Below are 20,208 nucleotides of genomic sequence, written 5' to 3' on the forward strand. Positions count from 1 at the left end.
ACTACTATTTGTGCTTATGGATGAAATTTATCTATAACTCTAGATTTTTCAGTCGATTTCTATGAAAAGAAAACGATTTCATGATGAGTGTTTTGGTTTGGGCGTTATTTGTTCTTTTTTTGGTGTGTTTTCTTGGTTTTATTTGGGTTGGGTAGTTTGTTTTTGTTGAAGTCGGTATTTATGATGGTTTATTGAAGGAATTTTTGAATTTTATAAACAGTAAACAGTCGGTTGAGGGCAAGAAAAGTACAATAGAGCTCTGTCAGAGGATAAAGGAGAGCAGTAGCCGCATAAAAAAATAGCCAACCGCAAAGAGTGCGATTGGCTTATATACATGTAAACAAAATCAAGTTCACTAACAACGTCAGTTGGCTAGGTGACCCTCGGCTTAAGAAGGGTCAATTTATATAATGCAGTTACTGTGCCAACTTTTATATGCCCGAAAATCGTGGTTTCTGTGACATACGTTGCTTAAACTTTGAATGTTTTTGCAATTTGCAAGTGCGTTATGCAATTTGTCTCTATTATGCTAATGATTGATTAATAAACAGTGGGCTTTTTAGAGCATGACTAAACTCGCCGTTCCCAAAAAGGCGAAAAAACCAACCACATCTGTCACTGTCGTTAGAATAACCGAGCCTGCTAAGGCTGGATCCAATTTGAACTTATCCAGAATAATGGGTATCAACACGCCAAACAAAGCTGCGGTAATAATGTTGACGATAATGGCCAGTGCGATGGTTCCGCCTAAAACTGGCGATTGGAACCACAATCCGGCTAACCCGCCGATAATCAGTGCCCAAGCAATGCCGTTCAGAGAGCCAATACCCAGTTCATTTTTCAATAGCTTGAAACGGTTACCTGGAGTGATCTGATTAAGCGCCATCGCACGAACCATCAGAGTGAGCGTTTGGCTGCCCGCGATGCCACCCATCGAGGCAACGATTGGCATGAGCACGGCCAAAGCCACCACTTGAGCAATCACATCTTCAAACAGTCCGATAGTGACAGAGGCTAAAATTGCAGTCAGCAAATTGATGCCCAACCACACGCCACGTTTTTGTGAGCTTTTTAGTACTGGCGCAAATAAGTCATCGCCTTCATCCATACCAGTACCGGCCATTAAGCGCGCTTCGTAGATTTCTCGTTGCGTACTTAATGCAAATTGCCAATCGACCTCACCAATGAGAGTTTGGTCAGCATCTGTTACGGGGAGCGCGGGTAGGGCGCTATGCTCTAACGCCTCTACCGCCTCTGGCAGTGTCATTTTGCTGTCCAACACGGTAACGGTTTCAATCTCAAGTGTTTTCAAACGCACGCCTGAATCACTTCTTAAGATCTCGTAATAGTTTACTGCGCCACGGAACTGTTTGTTTCGGTTAATCAGGTACACTTGCTGCGGCGTATCGTAGCTGTAGCGTTCCATCAACTGCTTTGCGGTTCCGACCGTAATATTGAACGGCAGCGTAATGATTTTACGCTCCGCCCAGCGACCTAGCTCATCGTCTTCATATTCATTCGCTTGGTCGTACAGTTCAAGCTCGTCTTTTTCAATTAAAACGAGTGCTTCATTGATGATGGATTCTGGTAACGAGTCTGCCCATTCGATCAACGATAAGTTGTCGAGTTTAGCGAGGGTGAGTTTCAGTTCGACTTCAGATAACGCATTGATGATAGAGAAACGTACATCGGCACGCATCTCTGTCAAAACGTCGATATGAAGTTCTAACGGCAATGCTCTCCATAACCGAACACGGTCTTCGATAGGGAAAGCTTCGAGGATAAGCGCAACCGCGCCGGGTTCGAGACCCGCTTCGATAGATTCATTGAGCGTTGCGACTTGATCCGATTCTTCGGCTTGGCCAATTTGTTGGATTAGAGTGGAGAGATCTTGAAACTTGCTCACCGAGCCCCCGATAGTTAATTCGTTTTCATGGATAAAGTTGTGGCGTCATACGTGACAAATCAGCCAGCTAACTTTGCTTATTGACCTTATGTTCATTAACCATAGTCAATAAATCTCAATAAAGTGGGCTGTTGATGACGCAGAATAACTGCTCAAGGTACTTGAAAGTGACAGAAAAACAATAGGCTATCCACTATTGATCTTGAGATATGGTTGCACTAATCGACGAATGTTTACTTTTGCACCGATTCGAGCGGCGAGCAAATACATGCCACCAATTTTTCGGTGCAAGAATATGGCATCGGCTGGTGGGGTATGCCAATAATCTTGCTCCATACTCAGAATTGTTCCAGCTTCTCGCAGTTTTTGCACCAGTCCGCTGGCTTTAAAGTTATAAGCTTCATCAATTAGCATGGGTTCGCATGCCATTTTGACCAAATCTAAAATCGCCATTCTCTGTTCTGGTTTGATGCTTTGGGCGAAAAAGCCTATTTGCTCTAAAGCATCGTTGAGCCCTTGTTCGTCATCGTTCACGACAGATGAAAAGGCTTGGCGATAACCGGAACTAAAACGTTCACTGTATTCGCGAGTTGCGCCAAAATCTAACAGCCCGATTTGTTTACTTTGTTCAAGATAGAGATAGTTTGCGAAGTTTGGATCGGTTTGCACCATTTTGAATTCGAACAGTTCTTTAAACAGCAGTTCCAACAAATTGTGCATTACAAAGTCGCGAGTTTCTTGATCGTAGTTTGCGATTTTCTCTATGGGCGTCCCTTGAATGAACGACATAGCCAGAACGGATTGGGATGAAATTTCCGGGTAGATTTTTGGTACCACAAAATGCGGATGGCCTTGTAGAGCCTCGTGATATCTACAGGCAAACTGAGCTTCTCGCTCATAATTGGCTTCGTCGTGCAGCTGTTTTTTCGCCTCTTCCAACAGTCCTTTATAGTCAACAGACTCAGGGATAAGGCCAACAATTTTCAAAAGCGTACCGACATTATCGACGTCGCTTTCGATGCTCTTTCTGATACCGGGATATTGCACTTTTACTGCCAAATTATCGCCAGCATCGCTGTAGGCTTGGTGAACTTGCCCTATGGATGCACTCGCAATAGGTTTGAAGTTGAAAGCAAGAAACGCGGATTTCCACTGTTCACCAAGTGCATTTACCATCACGCTGTTGAGCTGCTTTGATGGCATTGGATCGGCATTTGAACGTAATCTGGCCAAAATCTCGGCCAACTCCGGTTCTAGAATGTCTCCCGCATCCATCGACAGCATTTGACCAAGTTTCATCGCTGCGCCGCGTAAGTGCGCCAGTTGATCGGTCAGCCGTGCAATATTTTGAGGGGTGAGCAAAAGGTCTTTCGCTTTCGGTCGGTTGCCTTTGGCGATTTGCTTGGTGCCTTCAGCAATAACATTGCCCGCAACTCTTGTTGCAAGCGAGGCAAATTTGCTGAATCTAGAAATACGGTGTGTTGGTAGGTTTCTTTCCTTTCCCGACATAACTCTCTCCTATTGCTCATGGTTTGTTATACGGGAAATTGAAGCCTTTGGATACAAAGTTACGAGCACCGCTGGCAGGACCAGCGGTGATTTAGGAGATTGGATGAAAGTTGCTATTGAGAGCGTTAGCAACAGGAGCTCTTAGCTGAGTTTCTCCGAAGCGTACCAGCGGTTAGGATAGGCGCTGCTGTAATCGGGTTCTTCGATGCCTTCATACAAATCCGAACATGGTTCAAGAGGCCCCACGACGGTTCGATATGGCAGTACCCCCGCCCAAACCGGAATATCCATATCTTGAGCGTCGTCGTTGACACCAAAACGACTGATTTTTACCGATGCTTCCTCTAAAGAAATACGCAGAAGCATGGTGGCGCTGAGCTCTTTCTCGTTACTCAAACGGACATGCTCTGTTCTTCCCGGCGCGATTTGTTCGAGAAAGTGATTCAGTAAACGATCTTTTTCCTGATTGTCTTCAACAGTTTCAAACTGACCAAACACAACCGCACTGCGATAATGCGCGCTGTGGTGAAATGCGGAACGCGCCAATACCCAACCATCAAACAAGGTGAAGGTGAGACATGTCGGTTGGCCTTGTTTGAGGGAGCGTAACAGTCGGCTGTTATTTGCGCCGTGGATGTATATAAAATCATCGACGCGCCAAGCTAACATAGGGATAACCACTGGCCCTGACTCGTTGGTGATTGCAATATGGGCAATTAGGCTTTCATCAATAATCGTGTGCAGCTTTTCAACTTCAGTCACCGCTTTATGAGCGCCTTTTTTGATTTCTGTTCTTTTTGTATTCGATAGCATGGTGGTCTCCCTAACCAACTCACAGTAATGAGAAATAGTCATTTTCTTCCTAAGCGTGTCGTTGCAATGTAGCGTTTAACTGGTAGCTTAGAGAGAGCCACTTTTAAACTATGGATGGATCCAATTTGTCGTTAATCGATGTGGGTGATTTGTGCGTAAAAACAGGCAGCGGTACGCGCCAGCAGTCTGTATTTTTTGCAATAAGGGATAAGATTGTTCGAGGGCTTTGGCCCAAGAACGGCAAGCTACCGTCGACTCGTAAACTGGCGCAAGAGTTGAACCTTAGCCGCAACACGGTTATTTCTGCCTACGAACAGTTAGTTGCTGAAGGGTACTTGGTCAGCCAGCGCGGTTCAGGCTTTTTTGTTGCTGTTGAGTTGCCAGAACAATACTTGCCTGAAAAGTTGCCAACTCAAGCTGCCAACCTTCCGCCAGCGGCGTTGGATGTGAATGCCAGTTTCGCTCCCGGTGTACCCGATTTATCGCTTTTTCCAACCGCTTTGTGGCAAAAATATCTCAATCGTCACTTATCCCGTACGTGTCTGCTAGGCAATCAAGACATTCAAGGTAGCTGGGAGCTTCGATGCGCTTTATCGGATTACTTAGCGTCGAGCCGTTCAGTGAACTGCACGCCTAGTCGAATCATCATCACGTCAGGCGCGCAGCAAGCGTTGTGTATCGCCACCATGGCAACATTAACGGCAGGAAGTAGAGTGCTCATGGAACAACCGGGTTATGCGCAGATGCGCAAGTTGATCCTGTTTCAGCAATATCAATTTGAACCGTTATTCGTAAGACAAAAAGTGGGTTTTGATATTGATTCCGTCACGCAAAGTACTGCAGATGCACTCTATATCACGCCAAGTAACCAATATCCGATGGGGACGACTTTAAACACTGAGCAGCGAGCACAAATCATTGAGTGGGCATCGAACCAAGAGGCTTGGATTCTTGAAGATGACTACGACAGTGAATTCCAATTTGCACATCGTCCATACACCAGTTTGCAAGGGTTAGCCGCACAAATGGGCCGAGACGAGCGAGTGTTATACATCGGCTCTTTTAGTAAAGTCATGTTTAATGGTTTGAGGCTTGGCTATCTCGTTGTGCCTGAATCGCTGGTAGATAAATGTTTGATGGTGAAAGACGCACTTAGTGGTGACACACCAAGTCATATTCAAGCCGCGATGGCGGACTTTATCTCAGAAGGAAGCTTGCTGCGACATATTCGTAAAATGAGGCGAGTGTACAAGTCGAAGCACGAACAAGTCTGTTTCTCTATTCAGCATTATTTTGGTGACAAAGTTCGAGTTATCAGCCAAGCGGCGGGGTTGCACGTTACGTTGAGCTGGCAACAAGGGATTGATGAAAACACGTGGACGCAACGAGCCAAAAAGGCGGGCATCGTGATGCGCCCAGTCAGTTTTTATGAGCATCCCGATTTTAAAGCACGAGATTGGCAGGGCGTCGTGATCGGATATGGAAATGTTCGTCTTGATAACATTGACCCGCTGATTAAACGCCTCTTTGAGCTATTTGACGTCTGAAGTTATTCGACAATGCTCGAGTGTCGTTTTTGTCGCCATTGTTTCCACGGCAGAGAGAGCAGCGCAAAAATGCCAAGAGCGTAAAGCATAGACCAACCTAAACAGATGAACACGCCTGTACATAACACTAAAGAAATCGCCGCGAGGGCTTTTCCTAGTCCGTGCAGCAATTTGTATGCAGCTAGCATTGCCAATAGATAAACCAAAACAAAAATACTGTTGGCCAGCTTAAGGAAAAACTCTAAATCGAGTTTGGATAACGACCCAATCACACAAGACGCAAGTAGCACCGCACCGACTAAAACCGTTGCTGATGAAGGTACGCCTCTACGCGAAATTTTAGCCAGTGGACTGTTTGGACGATGTTCGCGCGCTTGAGCCCAAACCATTCTTGATAGGCTTTGGGTATATAAGTTAACGCTGGCAAAGCAAGCAGAAAATCCAATGATACTGATGAGCCACTTTGCGCTATCTCCCAATAAATGGGCGCTTAACCAAGGGATGGAAGCATTATCGAATTGTGCGCTGCCATAAGCACCAAACTTTAAGATGACAACAGAACAAGCCCAGTAAGTTGCACCAGCAACAAAACAGCCGACGATAATCGCGATCGGGAAGTCCCGTTGCGGATTCTTAAACTCTTCCCCCATGTGAGCAAAGGCTTCGATGCCAACAAAGCACCAGAACATCACACCAAGTGCCGCGGTGATAGGCCAAATGGACTCTGTTGTGAGAGTCGGCATTGAAAGATCTGCGCTATTGATTTCGCCTTTAAACAAAAATGCACCAACCAAAGCAAAAACACTCAATGCGATGACGGTTTGCAAGCGCCCTGATGATTTGGTGCCCAATAGGTTGACCAAGATGAGCAGAAAAACCGTCAATACTTGCGCAAATAAGTGGTTGTTGATTGGAGTAGGAAGCAGTTGTTGAAGAAAACCTGCTGCAAGAGCAATCGCGGCAGGTACGCCAACGGGAATTACACTGACAAATAGCCAAGCGACGCTGCTTTCCAATCTCGAGTTAAAAGCTTGACGCACAAAGAATGCCGTGCCGCCAGCATTCGGGTAGCGCTTACCTAGTTGGGCAAAAGTCAGTGCAATTGGACAAATCGCGATGAATAAAAGGACCCAAGCCCACAAAGAAAAATGGCCAGCGATTCCTGCCGCGATAGCGGGAATCATAAACAAGCCTGTTCCCATCAAGGTTGTGGACAACTGGGCGATACCGGAGATAAGAGAGATGTCTTTTTTTAGCTGTTCCATGCGTTTCTCGGAGGTTTTATTTTAGTGCGCGTTCCATGCTGCGCCTTAATTGGACTTTGGGTTGAAGATAGAATATCTGAACTCCAAAAAACAAAATGCGCTTGTTCACCGTCAATATGACGGTTGTTTTAAATAAATCCAACAAAATGTTGGTTTCTTATGCATTTAGAATCGGTATAGAATAAGAAAATTAAGGGACGCTTGGTATATTTATGGACAAATTTGATCACAAGATCATTGATATCCTCCGGCATAACGCGCGGTTGTCGGTCACCGAGATTGCGGAGAAGGTCAATTTATCTCGCTCAGCCGTCACGGCTCGTATTCGCAAGTTAGAAAATGACAAAGTCATCTTAGGTTATCACGCTGAAATTGCGCCTCCAGAGGGGGATTCGATCTGTGCCTACTTCGCATTGAAATTCGACACATCCATATCATCTTACTACTGTGAATCCTATGCTGATGAGTTGTATAAAATTGATGGTGTGAAATGGTGCCATGCAATCAGCGGCGAAACTGACATGATGGTATTTGTGGAAGTCCCTAACATGAACCGGCTCAATGAAATTCGAGACCAAATTCAACGCTTTCCAGAACTGCGTCATTTGATGACGCATACGGTTCTGACCGAGTTTTTTAATACGACCGGAAACAAGTTCGTAAAGTGAAGCATCAAGTGGGTCGAGTATGTTAAACAACATCAATTTAAATCTGCTGAGGTCGTTGCATGTGCTGCTTGAGGAATGTCATGTAAGCCGCACTGCCGAGCGCTTGCACGTGACTCAATCTGCGGTCAGCCGCCAATTAGCCCAGCTTAGAGAGCTTTGTGGCGATCCATTACTTGTCCGTCAGGGGAACTTGCTCATACCCACACCTCGAGCGTTAGCGTTAAAAGCTAAACTTGATGATTTGCTGTCTGAGTTTGATCATCTGCTTGATGATAAACCGTTCGAACCGGCAGATTGGCAAGGTGAGTTAGTTGTCGCGTCTAGTGACTATGTTGCTCAGTACGTCCTTCCAGATATCGCTTCTCATTTCAGTCAACTCGCGCCGCAACTGGATATGGCTTATCGCTTATGGCAACCAGATTTTCTCGATAAGTTGCATGAACTGGGTATCCACATCGCATCGTCCATGTACCCTTCAAAACCAGAAGGCGTTTCAAGCGTGAACATTGGTTCTGATACCTCGGTGTGTTTGATGAAAGCGTCACACCCGCTAGCGAGTTGTAAAGAGCTGACGGTGGATGCGTTACTCAGCTATTCGCACATAAAAGTCACGGGTGGTGGCGATAAAGATTCAAGCACCGACACGGTTTTAAAAGAGATGGGGTTGGCGCGACATATCACATTTAAAGTCCCATTTTTCTCGGCGGCGGTTAATCGCCTAGTCTCAAGTGAACATTTGATGGTCGTCCCTGAGCATATCGCGGTGAACCTCGCTAAGCATTGGAGTTTGGCACATAAACCTCTGCCATTTGATACTCAAATCCATCAATACTGGCTGATGTGGCATCCAAAGTACGATAACGATCCTGCGCATCGTTGGATACGGGAAACGATGCAAAGCGTTATGCAGCAATCAGAATACTCTATTCACTAGACTATGAGTTTCAATCATGACTTTCATGATTAACTTTGATTTCAGTTTATATCACCTCTATTGATAAATTAACGTCAAAGAGGGGAGATTTTTATGACACTAACAGTTTGGTTATCACTTTTTACAGTCTGTTTATTAGGGGCTATGTCGCCAGGGCCTAGCTTAGCGATCGTTGCTAAACATGCTTTGGCTGGTGGACGAATGAATGGTTTGGCAACGGCATGGGCGCATGCTTTTGGGATCGGGATTTATGCGTTTATCACGTTGATCGGTCTTGCGGTTGTGCTGCAGCAGAGCTCAATGCTGTTCAAAACCATCAGTTTAGCGGGCGCAGCTTATTTGGCTTACTTAGGTTTTAACGCGCTGCGATCCAAAGGTGGAGTGGCCGCCAAGTTGGAATCTGGTGAGGAAACGACCGTACTTCAATCTGCTAGAGAAGGTTTCCTTATCTCTATTCTAAGTCCTAAAATCGCACTGTTCTTTATTGCTTTGTTTAGCCAGTTTGTCGCGCTTGGAAATGATCTGAGTAACCAAATGATCATTGTTGCGACCCCTTTTGTTGTCGATGGCTTGTGGTACACCTTTATTACGTTGGTGTTATCAAGCTCCAGAGTGGTCGATAAAATTCGCTCCAAAGCGGTTCTCATTGACCGATTATCTGGCGTTGTGCTTATGCTCTTAGCACTAAGAGTGGTGGTTACGGTTTAGGACTTTCAAGACGCTCGATATAACAAACCCAAAGGCAGCCAATGAGCTGCCTTTTTGTTATCTCAAGTGTTGTTTATGAGACATTTACTTATAGTAAATGTGGCTTATAATTAAAAATTATTTTTATCAATAAATGTTACTTTGGTTCATTTTAAAGTAAACAAAACGTCAATTGCAGCTATGACTTGGAAGTCATAAGTTATAATCAAAGCAAGAGCTCACTTAACACTTATTGCGAATCAGTCGCTTATTAAGGTGAGAAAACTTGTTTAAGTAAACGGATTTTCCTCTTACTTATCCCTACTTGGGATAGAGATTTTACAATTGTTGAAGAAAGTGAGAGAAAAGTGCAAAAAGTAACTAGCTTGATTCCGATCGTTGTTTTACTTGGCCTATTTAGTGCTGGGTGGATATTTTTAACTGGAAAGAGTGCATTTGAGTTCTTCACTCTTCTTGCATTTATATTAGCTGGTATAGGGCTTCTAGCTATGGTTTTGCTTAGAGTGGATCCTAAGCACTTCAATTTCGTTCTAGATAAAGTGAGCGAGATTAAAAATGAAGGTAGAGACGCTTTTTTAGAAGGACGCTCTAAAGAGTCCAACCCGTACGCTGGAGTCGATGGAGAGCTTTGGGATACTGGCTATGATGAGATGAGTAGACGTGCCTCTGGCGAGAAAAAATCTATTTAACTGTGTACTGGGAAAATACGCCTACAAAATAAAAAAACACCCAGCTTGTGGGGCAAGTCTGGGTGTAAGCAAGAAGTTTCTCAGGAACATTAGGGGGAAGAGAAACACAGTAATTTCGTTATCGGCGAACCTCTTCAAATTCACCTTCGATGGCATCGGCTTTGCCAGTATTAAACTCATACTCTTCATGCATTTCTTTTTGCATTTTCCGTACGCGTTTTTCAATTCGTTTGCCTGTGATCAGGGCTGCGATGGTCAATGGAATCGCCATGATTAGGCTAAATACTAATGCGAAAAAGCCAGTAATCAGTGCCAGTGCAGTAACAATAATTCGATTCATAATCATGACCTCTTTTCAATCTATGTGTTCAGATTAACGCTGCGAACATGAACAAAACATGAATGGTTCTGTTTGCTTTGTCCGGAGATTGTCAAATGATACGAACGAAAAAGCGCCTGAGGGTCATCAGGCGCATAAACGGGGAATCAATATTAGTACTGCGCAAAGCGCTTATTATCAGAACAAATGTTGGGTTATTGCTCGTTACCCATTGTGGTTAACGTTGTGGAGCAAAGTTCACCTATCGAGGGAATGTTTGATAACGAACGCCCATCATTTGTTCCATACAGTGCACAACTTGGCAGCTGTATCCGAATTCGTTGTCGTACCAAATGTACAGTACGCAACGCTTGTCTTGTGCGATAGTCGCTTGACCATCTACAACGCCAGCATGGCGAGAGCCCACTAAGTCTGTAGAAACGATTTCAGTTGAATCTGTGTAATCAATCTGCGCTGAAAGCTCAGAGTTGAGAGCCATTTCGCGTAGGTAATCGTTCAGAGAGTCGCGATCAACATCTGTTCCTAGGTTAAGGTTTGCAACCGCCATTGATACGTTTGGCGTAGGTACACGAATTGCGTTACCTGTTAGCTTACCAGCTAGCTCTGGCAGTGCTTTTGCTACTGCTTTAGCTGCGCCAGTTGAAGTTAGAACCATATTCAAAGATGCACTGCGACCGCGACGGTCACCTGAGTGGAAGTTATCGATCAGGTTTTGGTCATTCGTGTAAGAGTGAACGGTTTCAATATGGCCCGAAAGTACGCCGTATTTGTCGTTCAATGCTTTTAGAACTGGTGTGATTGCGTTGGTGGTACAGCTCGCTGCAGAGATGATGGTGTCATCTTCTTGAATCACAGATTCGTTAACGCCGAATACAACGTTCTTGATGTCGCCTTTACCCGGAGCCGTTAGTAGTACTTTCTCTGCGCCTTTACATGCTAAGTGTTGGCTCAGACCTTCAGAATCACGCCACACACCTGTGTTATCAACAACAAGTGCATTGTTGATGCCGTACACAGAGTAATCTACATCACTAGGATTGTTTGCGTAGATGATTTGAATGTAGTTTCCGTTAACGATAAGCGCTTTGCGCTCTTCATCAATCACGATGCTGCCGTTAAATTGACCGTGTACAGAATCACGACGAAGTAGGCTAGCTCGTTTTTCTAAATCACCTTTCTTACCGCCACGAACAACAATTGCGCGCAGTCGAAGAGGGTAACCTGGGCCACTCTTTTCAATAAGAAGACGAGTCAGTAGGCGACCAATACGACCGAAACCGTAAAGTACAACATCGCGAGCGGCTAGAGAAGAGTCGGCATCACGCGCGCCTTGAAGTGCAGTTTGTAGGAAATCGTTTAGTGCTGCTGTATCTTCGTGCTCATTCCAATACTTAGTTGCCAGTTGACCAACATCAACGCGACATGAAGAAATGCTCATTTCGCACAATGCTTGGATGATCGGCATTGTGTGCTCTAGAGAAAGAGGGTTTCCAGTGTATCGTCTTGCTACGCGGTGAGTTTTGAGAATGTCGATAGTAGTGGCGTTGATAAGCGTCTTACCAAACAGAACCACTTCGATTCCTTTTTGACGATATAGCTTACCAATAAGAGGGGAGATAGATTCAGCAATCGTTTGGCTCGTTTGCCAGTCTTGGAGATATTTCTCTGGACTCATTGTTGTATTGGACCTTTCACGTTTTGAGGGCTAACCATACTCACTACTGTTACCTCAACGGTAGAGTGTGGAGTTTGGTGGGTTATGTAATCGGGTTGTAATAATTATGTGTGCGGATTCTAAGGTGAGAGTTCTTATTCTGCTAGGAAAATTAATACCAGTTAAAACTGCTAAGTAGGGCATTATTTCTGGTTGATTAATGTGACTAAAGCGGGGTGTTTGTACTATTGACTTTTAATAACTTGCTGACTTTTTTTGTAACGATAACGAATAGCTTCAAAATCTAAATGTAAATAGCCTCGATTCTTTTCTAGATTAATGTGATCTAACTCGATAAGACAACGGGAGTGGTAAACATTCAAATGATAAATGTCTGTTTTACATTTTGCTGCTTAGGTATGACTTGGATTTGAGCGTTTAGGTCATTTTTTGATGATCAAAAAACTTGCTTTGAATCACAGTTTAAAACAGGCACCTAAACCCGCCGTAACCCTATATCCCTAGTGTTACTAGGTGAAATGAGGGTGTTTTTTAACTCATCAATATCCATTATTAATGTGTGAAACTAGTCTAGTATTAAATCAGTAGGCGTTCGTAACACATGGAAAGATGGATGCTGAGATTATCAATCAAAACACGTTTAGCGTTGTTAGCGTTATTACCCGCAGTGGTGATCGTTGCTTTTGCGATCCACCAGTTTTATGCCAATTCGGTGCGAGTCGATCACCTCAATCAAACCGTAAGCAACATACAGGGATTCCAGCTGATATCTCAGGCTTCGCACTTTATCTACAGCATGGAAAAAGACAGACGCCAATACGGTCAGGAAACGCCTTTAAGCATCGAAGTGGATGTCCAAAATAATGTGGTGCTCTCCATGCATCATAAATTTTCCACTAATCCACACACTTCCGAGTACGCCGATGATTTAAAAGAGGCGATGCTTGGTATGGTGTCTGGGGATCTTACCAACACAGATGAAGTGGGTGATTGGGCGTTTCAGTTGTTGCAAGAAATGTCGCTTTCCTTGCTACAAAACTATCAGCTGTATGGAAATAGCGATGGGCACGCCATGCAGAACTTTATTGCTTACCTTGCTCAATTATCTTATTGGACGCAAAAAGAGGCTTGGCTGACCTACCGTTTAGTGATGGATCCAGATGCGAAGCTGAACCAAAGCGTTTTTTTTCAAACCATTGATCGTCAGCAGCAAAATCTAGATGCATTTTTGCATTTGGGGGCATCTTATGCGCATGTCGATAAACTGCTTGGCCTTTTCAGCTCCCCCCGCTATCAACGTAATTTGGAATCAAGAGCGAGGCTGATGAATGGCGACATGCCACGCAGCGATTATGCGGCTTACCTTGACGAACTCGATTTTCGGGTTCAGCGATTGCAAATGATGATTGAAGGATTTACTCGTCAAGCTGAGCAATCCCTACTTACTCAAGTCAATGAGCAAAAACGAAATGTATTGCTCATTACCTGTGGTGTTGCGGTAGTTCTTCTCTTGCTTGGCTGGCTGGGGGTTGCCACTTGGTATCGTGTTAACAGCAAGATTGGCGCGATCATTCATGCTCTTAATGCCCTTGTTAATGAGGAAGAAAAAGAGAAAAAAGTCGCAGTCGATGGTAGTGACGAGTTCACTCTCTTTGCGCAGCAAGTCAATCGTGTGGTGGAAGAAAAGCAGAGACAAACTCACGAAATACTGCACGCCAAAGAGTCGGCAGTGGCAGCCAATAGAGCAAAATCTGTATTTCTGGCCAATATGTCCCATGAGATTCGAACGCCGCTGAATGGCATCATGGGGATGACTGAAATTTTGTCGCAAAGTGAGCTATCGCCTCATCAGCAAGAAGTCGTGGATGACATCGATACCTCTTCCCACACGTTGCTTGCATTGCTAAACGATATTCTAGATTTGTCTAAGATCGAGTCGGGGCGCCTCGAATTGTCGTTGGTTGAAGCTGACATTCGCGAAGTCGTTTATCAATCGGTGATTTTGTTTCAATCTAAAGCCACGTCTAAACAGCTTGAACTCGATATTTCATTGGATGAAAACATTCCGGCTCGCGTGATGGTCGATGATCATCGCATCAAACAGATCATTACTAATCTGGTTTCCAATGCCGTTAAGTTTACTGAACAAGGCTATATCTCAGTCGACGTGAGCTACGAAGAAGCGTTAGAGCAAGGGCGAGGTTCGCTCACATTCCTTATCAAGGATTCGGGCATCGGCATTGAAAGGAACAAACTGGCGACCATTTTTGAGCCGTTTACTCAGGAAGACGAAGGCGTTTCAAGACAGTTTGGCGGGACAGGGCTAGGGCTTGCTATTTGTCGCCAATTAGTGTCAATGATGGGAGGCAAGCTAGTGGCAACCTCGACCAAGGGGGTGGGCACATGCTTTGGTTTTTCAATAGAAGTAGAGGCGTTACCTCTCTTTGGTTGGCATTCCGATGTGGTCAAAAGAGGGCTCTTTATATGTGATAACTATGCTTATACAGAGCAAATTGTCCAAGAGTGTCGTTTAGCTCAAATTAAGCTGGTAGGCGTTAACTCACTTTCGGAAGCAAAAGCGCTAGATGAAGATTTCGATGTCATTTTCTTATGTAATGACGGTCAGATGGATATCGATAGCTGTTTGAGTGAACTGGCTGAAGTTTATGATGTTCGTCGAGTAGTAGTGTGCCAGCACCATTTGACGAGTTCTTACACAAACGCGGAAAACGTGCATGCCGTGTTGACTCAACCATTCTTGGGTAATCGATTCAAACATGCCATCGAAGAGCTAGCTAAGCTCGAAAAGAATACATTGCGTGACAATGTCACAAATATTGCATCTCGCGCTGAATCTAAAATATCTCGAACTCATCGAAGAATATTGATTGCTGAAGACAATCTAATGAACCAAAAAATCGCGAGCTTTTTCTTAGATAAAGCAGGGTACGACTACTTAATTACGAGTAACGGGCAAGAAGCGCTGGATGCCATCACCAAAGGTGAGCAGTTTGACGCCATTTTGATGGATTGTATGATGCCAGTGATGGATGGCCTAACCGCGACAAAAGAGATTCGCCGTTGGGAAAAGAAAGTGGGCTGCAAGAAAACAACCATCATTGCTTTGACCGCGAGTGTGTTGGAAGAGGACATTCACAATTGTTTTGCTGCGGGTATGGATGCGTATTTGCCAAAGCCGTATAAATCTAACCAGTTATTTGAGTTGTTTAATGAACTAAAGCTTGCTTAAATCGCACTGATAAGCCGAATTCATTACGGCTTTTTAGAACGAATATAAAGGAAGTGACATGTTTAAACTCGCTGTTATCGGGACTAACTGGATTTCGCAACAATTTGTTGAAGCGGCAATCCAAACCAAGCAGTTTTGCCTTAAAGCTGTGTATTCGAGAGATATAGAAAAAGCGCGTTTGTTTGGCACGCCTTATGATGCAGATACTTATTACGACAGCCTAGAAGCATTAGGTCAGGATGCAGACATTGATGCGGTGTACATCGCCAGTCCGAATTCGCTTCATGCTCCTCAAGCTATTCAAATGTTAAAAGCGGGCAAACACGTCATTTGTGAAAAGCCAATGGCTTCGAACTACGCATTGGCACAACAGATGTTTGCCTGTGCTGAGGAAAACAACGTTGTGTTGTTTGAAGCGTTTATGTCGCCTTACACACCAAACTTCCAAGTATTGAAAGAGAGCTTACCGTCTATCGCTCCGTTACGACATGCGACGATTAGCTATTGCCAGTATTCATCGAGATACCAAAAATATCTAAATGGAGAAAATCCAAACACATTCAATCCTGCGTTTTCCAATGGCTCCATCATGGACATCGGTTATTACTGCGTGGGTTCTGCGATAGAGTTGTTTGGTGAGCCGAACTCTGTTCAAGCCAGTGCACATGTGCTTCCATCAGGCGTTGACGGATGCGGCAGCGTAACGCTGGCGTATGATGGCTTTAACGTAAATCTTCTGCACTCGAAAGTCAGTGATTCTCTTATCCCAAGCGAGTTTCAAGGTGAGCAAGGCAGTGTGTTGGTCGATATGATCGCCACAGGCCGTGGTGTAGAGCGTATTCTTCGTGGTGAAGAAAAAGAGACCCTAACTTTGCCTCAAACCGAGAATCATATGTTCTACGAAGCAGAAGCATTTGCGAAGCAGTTAAAGCTTGGTGTGATTGATGAACAAATGAAACAACGTTCGTTGACCGTTGCAAAAGTATTGACTGAAGTACGCAAACAAACTGGCGTAGTATTCCCTGCTGACCAGTAAACTTGTGCATGGTATAGCCAAAAGCTGATAGTAAGAAGCCCTCAGTTGAGGGCTTCTTTGTTAATACTAAAACTTAGGCTGTAGCTTGCTTTATCGCAAGTTTGTGTATGGTTTTACGGTAAGTAAGGTAAGCAGAAATACCCGCCATAATATTACCCACACACGCACCAAACAGCAGACCTCTGATACCGCCCAGTTGTGCACCCAGCCATAGGCAAGGTAGGAAGAAAACAAACAAGCGTAATGCCGAAATGGTTAATGCTGTGTACGATTTCCCTAGCGCATTGCAAATCGACACCATCAGCATACAAACGCCAAGAGAGCCCAAACTTATCGGCACAATCATTAGATGCATGTGGAGCACTTGTTCTACTTGGGTATCACTTGTCATTAACAATGCGAGCGGGTTTGCAAGCAAGAAGGTAATCGCTGCAATCAAAAGCTGGAAGCCAAGAATGAACTTAACCGCTATTCCAACCAGAGATTGAATGTCTCGATAGTTCTTTGCACCTAACAAGCGCCCCACCATTGGAGGCATCGACATGGTCAGTGCCAATACAGACACAATGGCAAAAAACTCGTAACGTGAGCCTAGCGCCCAAGCAGCGACTGCGGCAGTTCCAAAGCTGGCAAGCAACTTGGTCGCTAACATTGAAGAGAGCGGCGGCAGCAATTGACTGACCATGGCTGGCCCCATGATGTTACCTATCGAAGAGACGCTTTTCATCACATTCAGATCTTGCCATTGCGTTGTAGCCCAGTGGTTGCGCTTCACTCTTGGCGCAACGACAAGGATACCAAACCCAAATGCAACTAAGGTTGCCAACGCTGCACCATTAATGCCGAGATCGAGCGTGAAAATGAACAGCGGGTCTAATACCAAGTTCACACCACTTGTCACCATCATCATCGTGCCCGGAAGCATAGTGTTGCCATTGGCACGACAAATACTGTAGTAAAAATAAAGGACTGCACCAGCCCATGAACTCAGCAGCCACCAAGGCCAGTAACTATCTATGATAGGCATAACAGTTTCTGGCGCGCTGAGCAGAGATAAAATCGGGTAACGCAGCAGCCAAATTAAGAGGCCGAATACCGCAACACCGATTGAACCAATCATTAAGACCAATCCGCCAAGTTGTTTGGCATAGCGAGCATCATTCGCGCCCAAGGCTTTAGAGATCACTGCGGTAGTCGCGATGCCTAAGCCTACTTGAATGCCGATAATGACCATTTGAAGCGGTAGGGTGAAACCTTGAGCGGCAAGCGGTAAAACGCCAAGCTGACCGATAAATGCACTGTCGACAAGCTGAAAACTCATTAAGGACAACACACCAAACAGCATTGGCCATGTCATCGTAAACAGTTGTTTTGCTAACGTAGGTTGTGCGTTAGTAGAAGTTGAAGGCATTGGAATTAGAGTGTGTTGGGATTCGAGAATGGTTTTATTGTACACACTGGACTACAAAGTGACAAAAAGAAACCCCGAGTAAGGAATGCTCACTCGGGGTTTGAAACTTGAACTAATCGGACTTATTTTTTGCCGCTAGTTTGCTTGTCTTCTTCAGTCAGTTCGCGAATGCGACGGCTGATGTCACGACGTGCTTTAGAAATCTCTGCACTTTTGATGATGTGATCATCAACGCGGTCTTCGTAGTCAGCTTTCATGTTTTTGATGATAGCGACGATTTCATCGTGAGACATTTCTGGTTTGATGTAGTCTAGTAGGTTTTCTAGAAGGTCTACACGTTTACGGTTATCACGAACTTTCTTTTCGTTATCAAGTAGCTCACGTTTTAGTTTGTTTTTACGACGAGCTTGGTTAACGATTTCAAATACGCTACTCATGGTTCCCTTTCCTAATTTGTGAATATCTGCCTCGATTAAAGCACAACATCCCGTGGCATAACAGTCTTTAGATCAATCACAATGCAGAGTTGACCAAATCTCAACCAATTCTCATATCTCGCTGACAAACTGCCCTTTGGTCGGGTCACTAGAGGGAGCGAAGATGAAAAAATTTGCACCATGAACGGGTTATTGAGGGGGTACGAATGCGTCTTTCTGCGACGGTTATTGTCGATAAGTGGATAGCATTTTGCATTTATGAACAAATCGATACGTTGTCATGGCGAGACCTTCGCTATATCATCAGCGTCATTAAATGAAAAATGATGAAACTTGATATGGACTCTGGTAACACTGCGGAGCAAGCCGACAGTCAAGAGAATGAGAAAGTCACCAGCTCTTTGGCTGAAAAGTTAAAAGCGGCGTACATTGAAGAGAGAAGCCAACTTGAAATCACGGAAGTCGAACTGAATCGTTCGAAAATCATGATGATTGATGAAGACGGCAATATGAGAAAAGTGCCGATTCTCTCGGAGCATTGAGACCGACCCCGATTCGCGATGGGTGCCAGGTCTTTGCGCTATGCTTTAGCCTGACACCTATACCTAAACAGCGTCAAGTCGTGCAGCGTTTTGAATCGACGGTGCAAAGTAGACATAAAAGACTTAGATGCGGTTTAGGTATAAATTCAAATGCAAAAATAATAAGGAAATGCATTATGAAAGTTGAGCTAACGGCAATTGAAGCACGAGTAATTGGTTGCTTGATTGAAAAAGAAGTGACCACCCCCGACCAATATCCCCTCAGTTTGAACGCGTTGACCAACGCATGTAACCAAAAAAGCAACCGTGAGCCAGTGATGGCACTGTCAGAATCTGACGTCCTTGATGCTGTTGATGCGTTGATTGAGCGTCGACTTGTCAGCGATGAGAGCGCTTTCAATAGCCGTGTTAGCAAGTACCAACATCGTTTTTGCAACACCGAGTTTGGCGATCTTAAATTGTCGGAGCAAGAGAAGGGCATCATCTGTTGCATGTTGCTGCGTGGAGCGCAAACGCCAGGCGAGATCCGCACTCGAACCAACCGCCTTGCCACTTTCCACGATGTAAAAGAAGTAGAAGCTGTACTTGAGCATCTTGCTAGCGAAGAGAAAGGCCCGCTTGTGGTGAAGTTACCTCGTGAAGCTGGTAAACGTGAATCTCGTTACATGCACTTGTTCTGTGGTGAAGTCGATGTGTCAGCAATGGCTGCGGCAGTTCCAGCTACTTCATCAAGCTCAGAACGTGTCGCTCAGTTAGAGCAAGAAGTTGCCGAGTTAAGAGAAGAACTCGATGCATTGAAAGCGCAGGTAGAATCTCTACTTTCATGAGTGAAAGCGTTGAGCAGCACTGGAGCGTTTATCTGATCCGCAATAACCGTAATGCACTGTATTGCGGTGTTACCAATGACATCGAAAGGCGATTTAAACAGCACCAACTTGGCAAAGGCGCAAAAGCGCTCAAGGGTAAAGGGCCTCTTGTTTTAGAGTGGTCGACTAGCTTCGACTCAAAAGTAACAGCAATGCGTGCTGAGTATTTCATCAAACAACTAACCAAGAGCAAGAAAGAGCAGTTGGTTGAACTCAAAGCTTTGATTGCCGTGGATGACAATCAGCAAGTGATGTTTGAGTCTTGCTCTCAAAGTTAACGGTTCATCGTGACCGTTTGAGTGCCTGTTTTTCGGATTCTTAAATTTCAATTGTCTTTTATAAGCCGCCAACATTGGCGGCTTATTTATATTTATTGATACAGCTGACTAATACGGCCGAGCCTGATACATCCAAGCTTCTTGAGATAAAAGCAGAATACCATATGGACTTTGGGTATATCATGTATGGCTATTCTGACGCATAATGGCCCGATGTTCTGTTCCAAGTAGACAAATTTACTATTGAAACAAACACTCAGTGGAAGGTAGATTACAAGAGTAAAGGATGACTCGGCTAGGTCACAAACAGAGCTGAAGTAGGCTCAATAAAAAA

Annotated in this window: 18 protein-coding genes; 10 read left to right on the forward strand and 8 right to left on the reverse strand. The window is 44.6% G+C overall.

The annotated features are described in order from the left end of the window. Positions 1-559 precede the first annotated feature (559 nt). From BIW15_RS13615 to BIW15_RS13625, 3 genes are all read right to left on the reverse strand, one after another. Positions 560-1,906, reverse strand: coding sequence for a magnesium transporter (locus tag BIW15_RS13615; RefSeq protein ID WP_077281167.1), 1,347 nt, complete (start codon positions 1,904-1,906; stop codon positions 560-562). Between the two features lie 186 nt (positions 1,907-2,092). Next, positions 2,093-3,415: an AarF/ABC1/UbiB kinase family protein gene (locus tag BIW15_RS13620; protein ID WP_077281168.1), complete on the reverse strand. Its 1,323-nt coding sequence runs from the start codon at positions 3,413-3,415 to the stop codon at positions 2,093-2,095. Between the two features lie 141 nt (positions 3,416-3,556). Then, positions 3,557-4,228 (reverse strand): pyridoxamine 5'-phosphate oxidase family protein, encoded by a 672-nt coding sequence (locus tag BIW15_RS13625; protein ID WP_021821859.1) that lies wholly within the window; start codon positions 4,226-4,228, stop codon positions 3,557-3,559. A 110-nt stretch (positions 4,229-4,338) separates the two neighbouring features. Here BIW15_RS13625 and BIW15_RS13630 point away from each other — a divergent pair, with 110 nt between their 5' ends. Continuing rightward, positions 4,339-5,775, forward strand: a complete 1,437-nt coding sequence (locus tag BIW15_RS13630) for a PLP-dependent aminotransferase family protein (RefSeq protein WP_025540887.1) — start codon at positions 4,339-4,341, stop codon at positions 5,773-5,775. Positions 5,776-5,777: 2 nt separating this feature from the next. On the opposite strand, the gene yjeH is transcribed toward BIW15_RS13630, so the two are convergent. Then, the gene (gene yjeH, locus BIW15_RS13635) at positions 5,778-7,040 is read right to left on the reverse strand and encodes an L-methionine/branched-chain amino acid transporter (protein ID WP_021484454.1); all 1,263 of its coding nucleotides are present in this window, start codon (positions 7,038-7,040) and stop codon (positions 5,778-5,780) included. 212 nt (positions 7,041-7,252) lie between these two features. Here yjeH and BIW15_RS13640 point away from each other — a divergent pair, with 212 nt between their 5' ends. From BIW15_RS13640 to BIW15_RS25135, 4 genes are all read left to right on the forward strand, one after another. Beyond that, a complete protein-coding gene (locus BIW15_RS13640) occupies positions 7,253-7,708 on the forward strand; it encodes an Lrp/AsnC family transcriptional regulator (protein ID WP_005463448.1) in 456 nt (151 codons plus the stop codon). 19 nt (positions 7,709-7,727) lie between these two features. Beyond that, positions 7,728-8,642, forward strand: a complete 915-nt coding sequence (locus tag BIW15_RS13645) for a LysR family transcriptional regulator (protein WP_017447356.1) — start codon at positions 7,728-7,730, stop codon at positions 8,640-8,642. Positions 8,643-8,735: 93 nt separating this feature from the next. Further along, complete coding sequence (locus BIW15_RS13650) at positions 8,736-9,350, forward strand: LysE family translocator (RefSeq protein WP_077281170.1); 615 nt, start codon at positions 8,736-8,738, stop codon at positions 9,348-9,350. Between the two features lie 347 nt (positions 9,351-9,697). Next, on the forward strand, positions 9,698-10,039 hold the full coding sequence (locus BIW15_RS25135) for a hypothetical protein (RefSeq protein ID WP_025500360.1): 342 nt from the start codon (positions 9,698-9,700) through the stop codon (positions 10,037-10,039). 118 nt (positions 10,040-10,157) lie between these two features. Here the strand turns inward: BIW15_RS25135 and BIW15_RS25140 are convergent, their stop codons facing one another. After that, complete coding sequence (locus tag BIW15_RS25140; RefSeq protein WP_029559601.1) at positions 10,158-10,385, reverse strand: hypothetical protein; 228 nt, start codon at positions 10,383-10,385, stop codon at positions 10,158-10,160. Between the two features lie 235 nt (positions 10,386-10,620). Further along, the gene (locus BIW15_RS13665) at positions 10,621-12,054 is read right to left on the reverse strand and encodes a glyceraldehyde-3-phosphate dehydrogenase (protein ID WP_005463456.1); all 1,434 of its coding nucleotides are present in this window, start codon (positions 12,052-12,054) and stop codon (positions 10,621-10,623) included. 613 nt (positions 12,055-12,667) lie between these two features. On the opposite strand from BIW15_RS13665, the gene BIW15_RS13670 reads away from it, so the two are divergent. Next, complete coding sequence (locus tag BIW15_RS13670) at positions 12,668-15,304, forward strand: ATP-binding protein (RefSeq protein WP_179115287.1); 2,637 nt, start codon at positions 12,668-12,670, stop codon at positions 15,302-15,304. Between the two features lie 58 nt (positions 15,305-15,362). Further along, positions 15,363-16,340, forward strand: coding sequence for a Gfo/Idh/MocA family protein (locus BIW15_RS13675; protein ID WP_015313433.1), 978 nt, complete (start codon positions 15,363-15,365; stop codon positions 16,338-16,340). A 73-nt stretch (positions 16,341-16,413) separates the two neighbouring features. Here the strand turns inward: BIW15_RS13675 and BIW15_RS13680 are convergent, their stop codons facing one another. Both BIW15_RS13680 and BIW15_RS13685 read right to left on the reverse strand, forming a co-directional pair. Further along, positions 16,414-17,751 (reverse strand): MATE family efflux transporter, encoded by a 1,338-nt coding sequence (locus BIW15_RS13680; protein WP_025521024.1) that lies wholly within the window; start codon positions 17,749-17,751, stop codon positions 16,414-16,416. A gap of 122 nt (positions 17,752-17,873) precedes the next feature. Then, positions 17,874-18,188 carry a DUF496 family protein gene (locus tag BIW15_RS13685; RefSeq protein WP_005453573.1) on the reverse strand — a complete coding sequence of 105 codons (315 nt, stop codon included), beginning with the start codon at positions 18,186-18,188 and terminating at the stop codon, positions 17,874-17,876. Between the two features lie 326 nt (positions 18,189-18,514). Here BIW15_RS13685 and BIW15_RS13690 point away from each other — a divergent pair, with 326 nt between their 5' ends. The 3 genes from BIW15_RS13690 (at position 18,515) to BIW15_RS13700 (ending at position 19,874) form a co-directional block, all read left to right on the forward strand. After that, positions 18,515-18,730 carry a hypothetical protein gene (locus BIW15_RS13690; protein WP_005477197.1) on the forward strand — a complete coding sequence of 72 codons (216 nt, stop codon included), beginning with the start codon at positions 18,515-18,517 and terminating at the stop codon, positions 18,728-18,730. Positions 18,731-18,906: 176 nt separating this feature from the next. Then, on the forward strand, positions 18,907-19,557 hold the full coding sequence (locus BIW15_RS13695) for a YceH family protein (protein ID WP_017447360.1): 651 nt from the start codon (positions 18,907-18,909) through the stop codon (positions 19,555-19,557). Continuing rightward, complete coding sequence (locus BIW15_RS13700) at positions 19,554-19,874, forward strand: GIY-YIG nuclease family protein (RefSeq protein WP_005463466.1); 321 nt, start codon at positions 19,554-19,556, stop codon at positions 19,872-19,874. The genes BIW15_RS13695 and BIW15_RS13700 overlap by 4 nt, the downstream gene beginning before the upstream one ends. Positions 19,875-20,208: the final 334 nt, after the last annotated feature.

The sequence above is a fragment of the Vibrio sp. SALL6 genome (genome assembly GCF_002002385.1).
GTDB classification, from domain to species: domain Bacteria; phylum Pseudomonadota; class Gammaproteobacteria; order Enterobacterales; family Vibrionaceae; genus Vibrio; species Vibrio parahaemolyticus.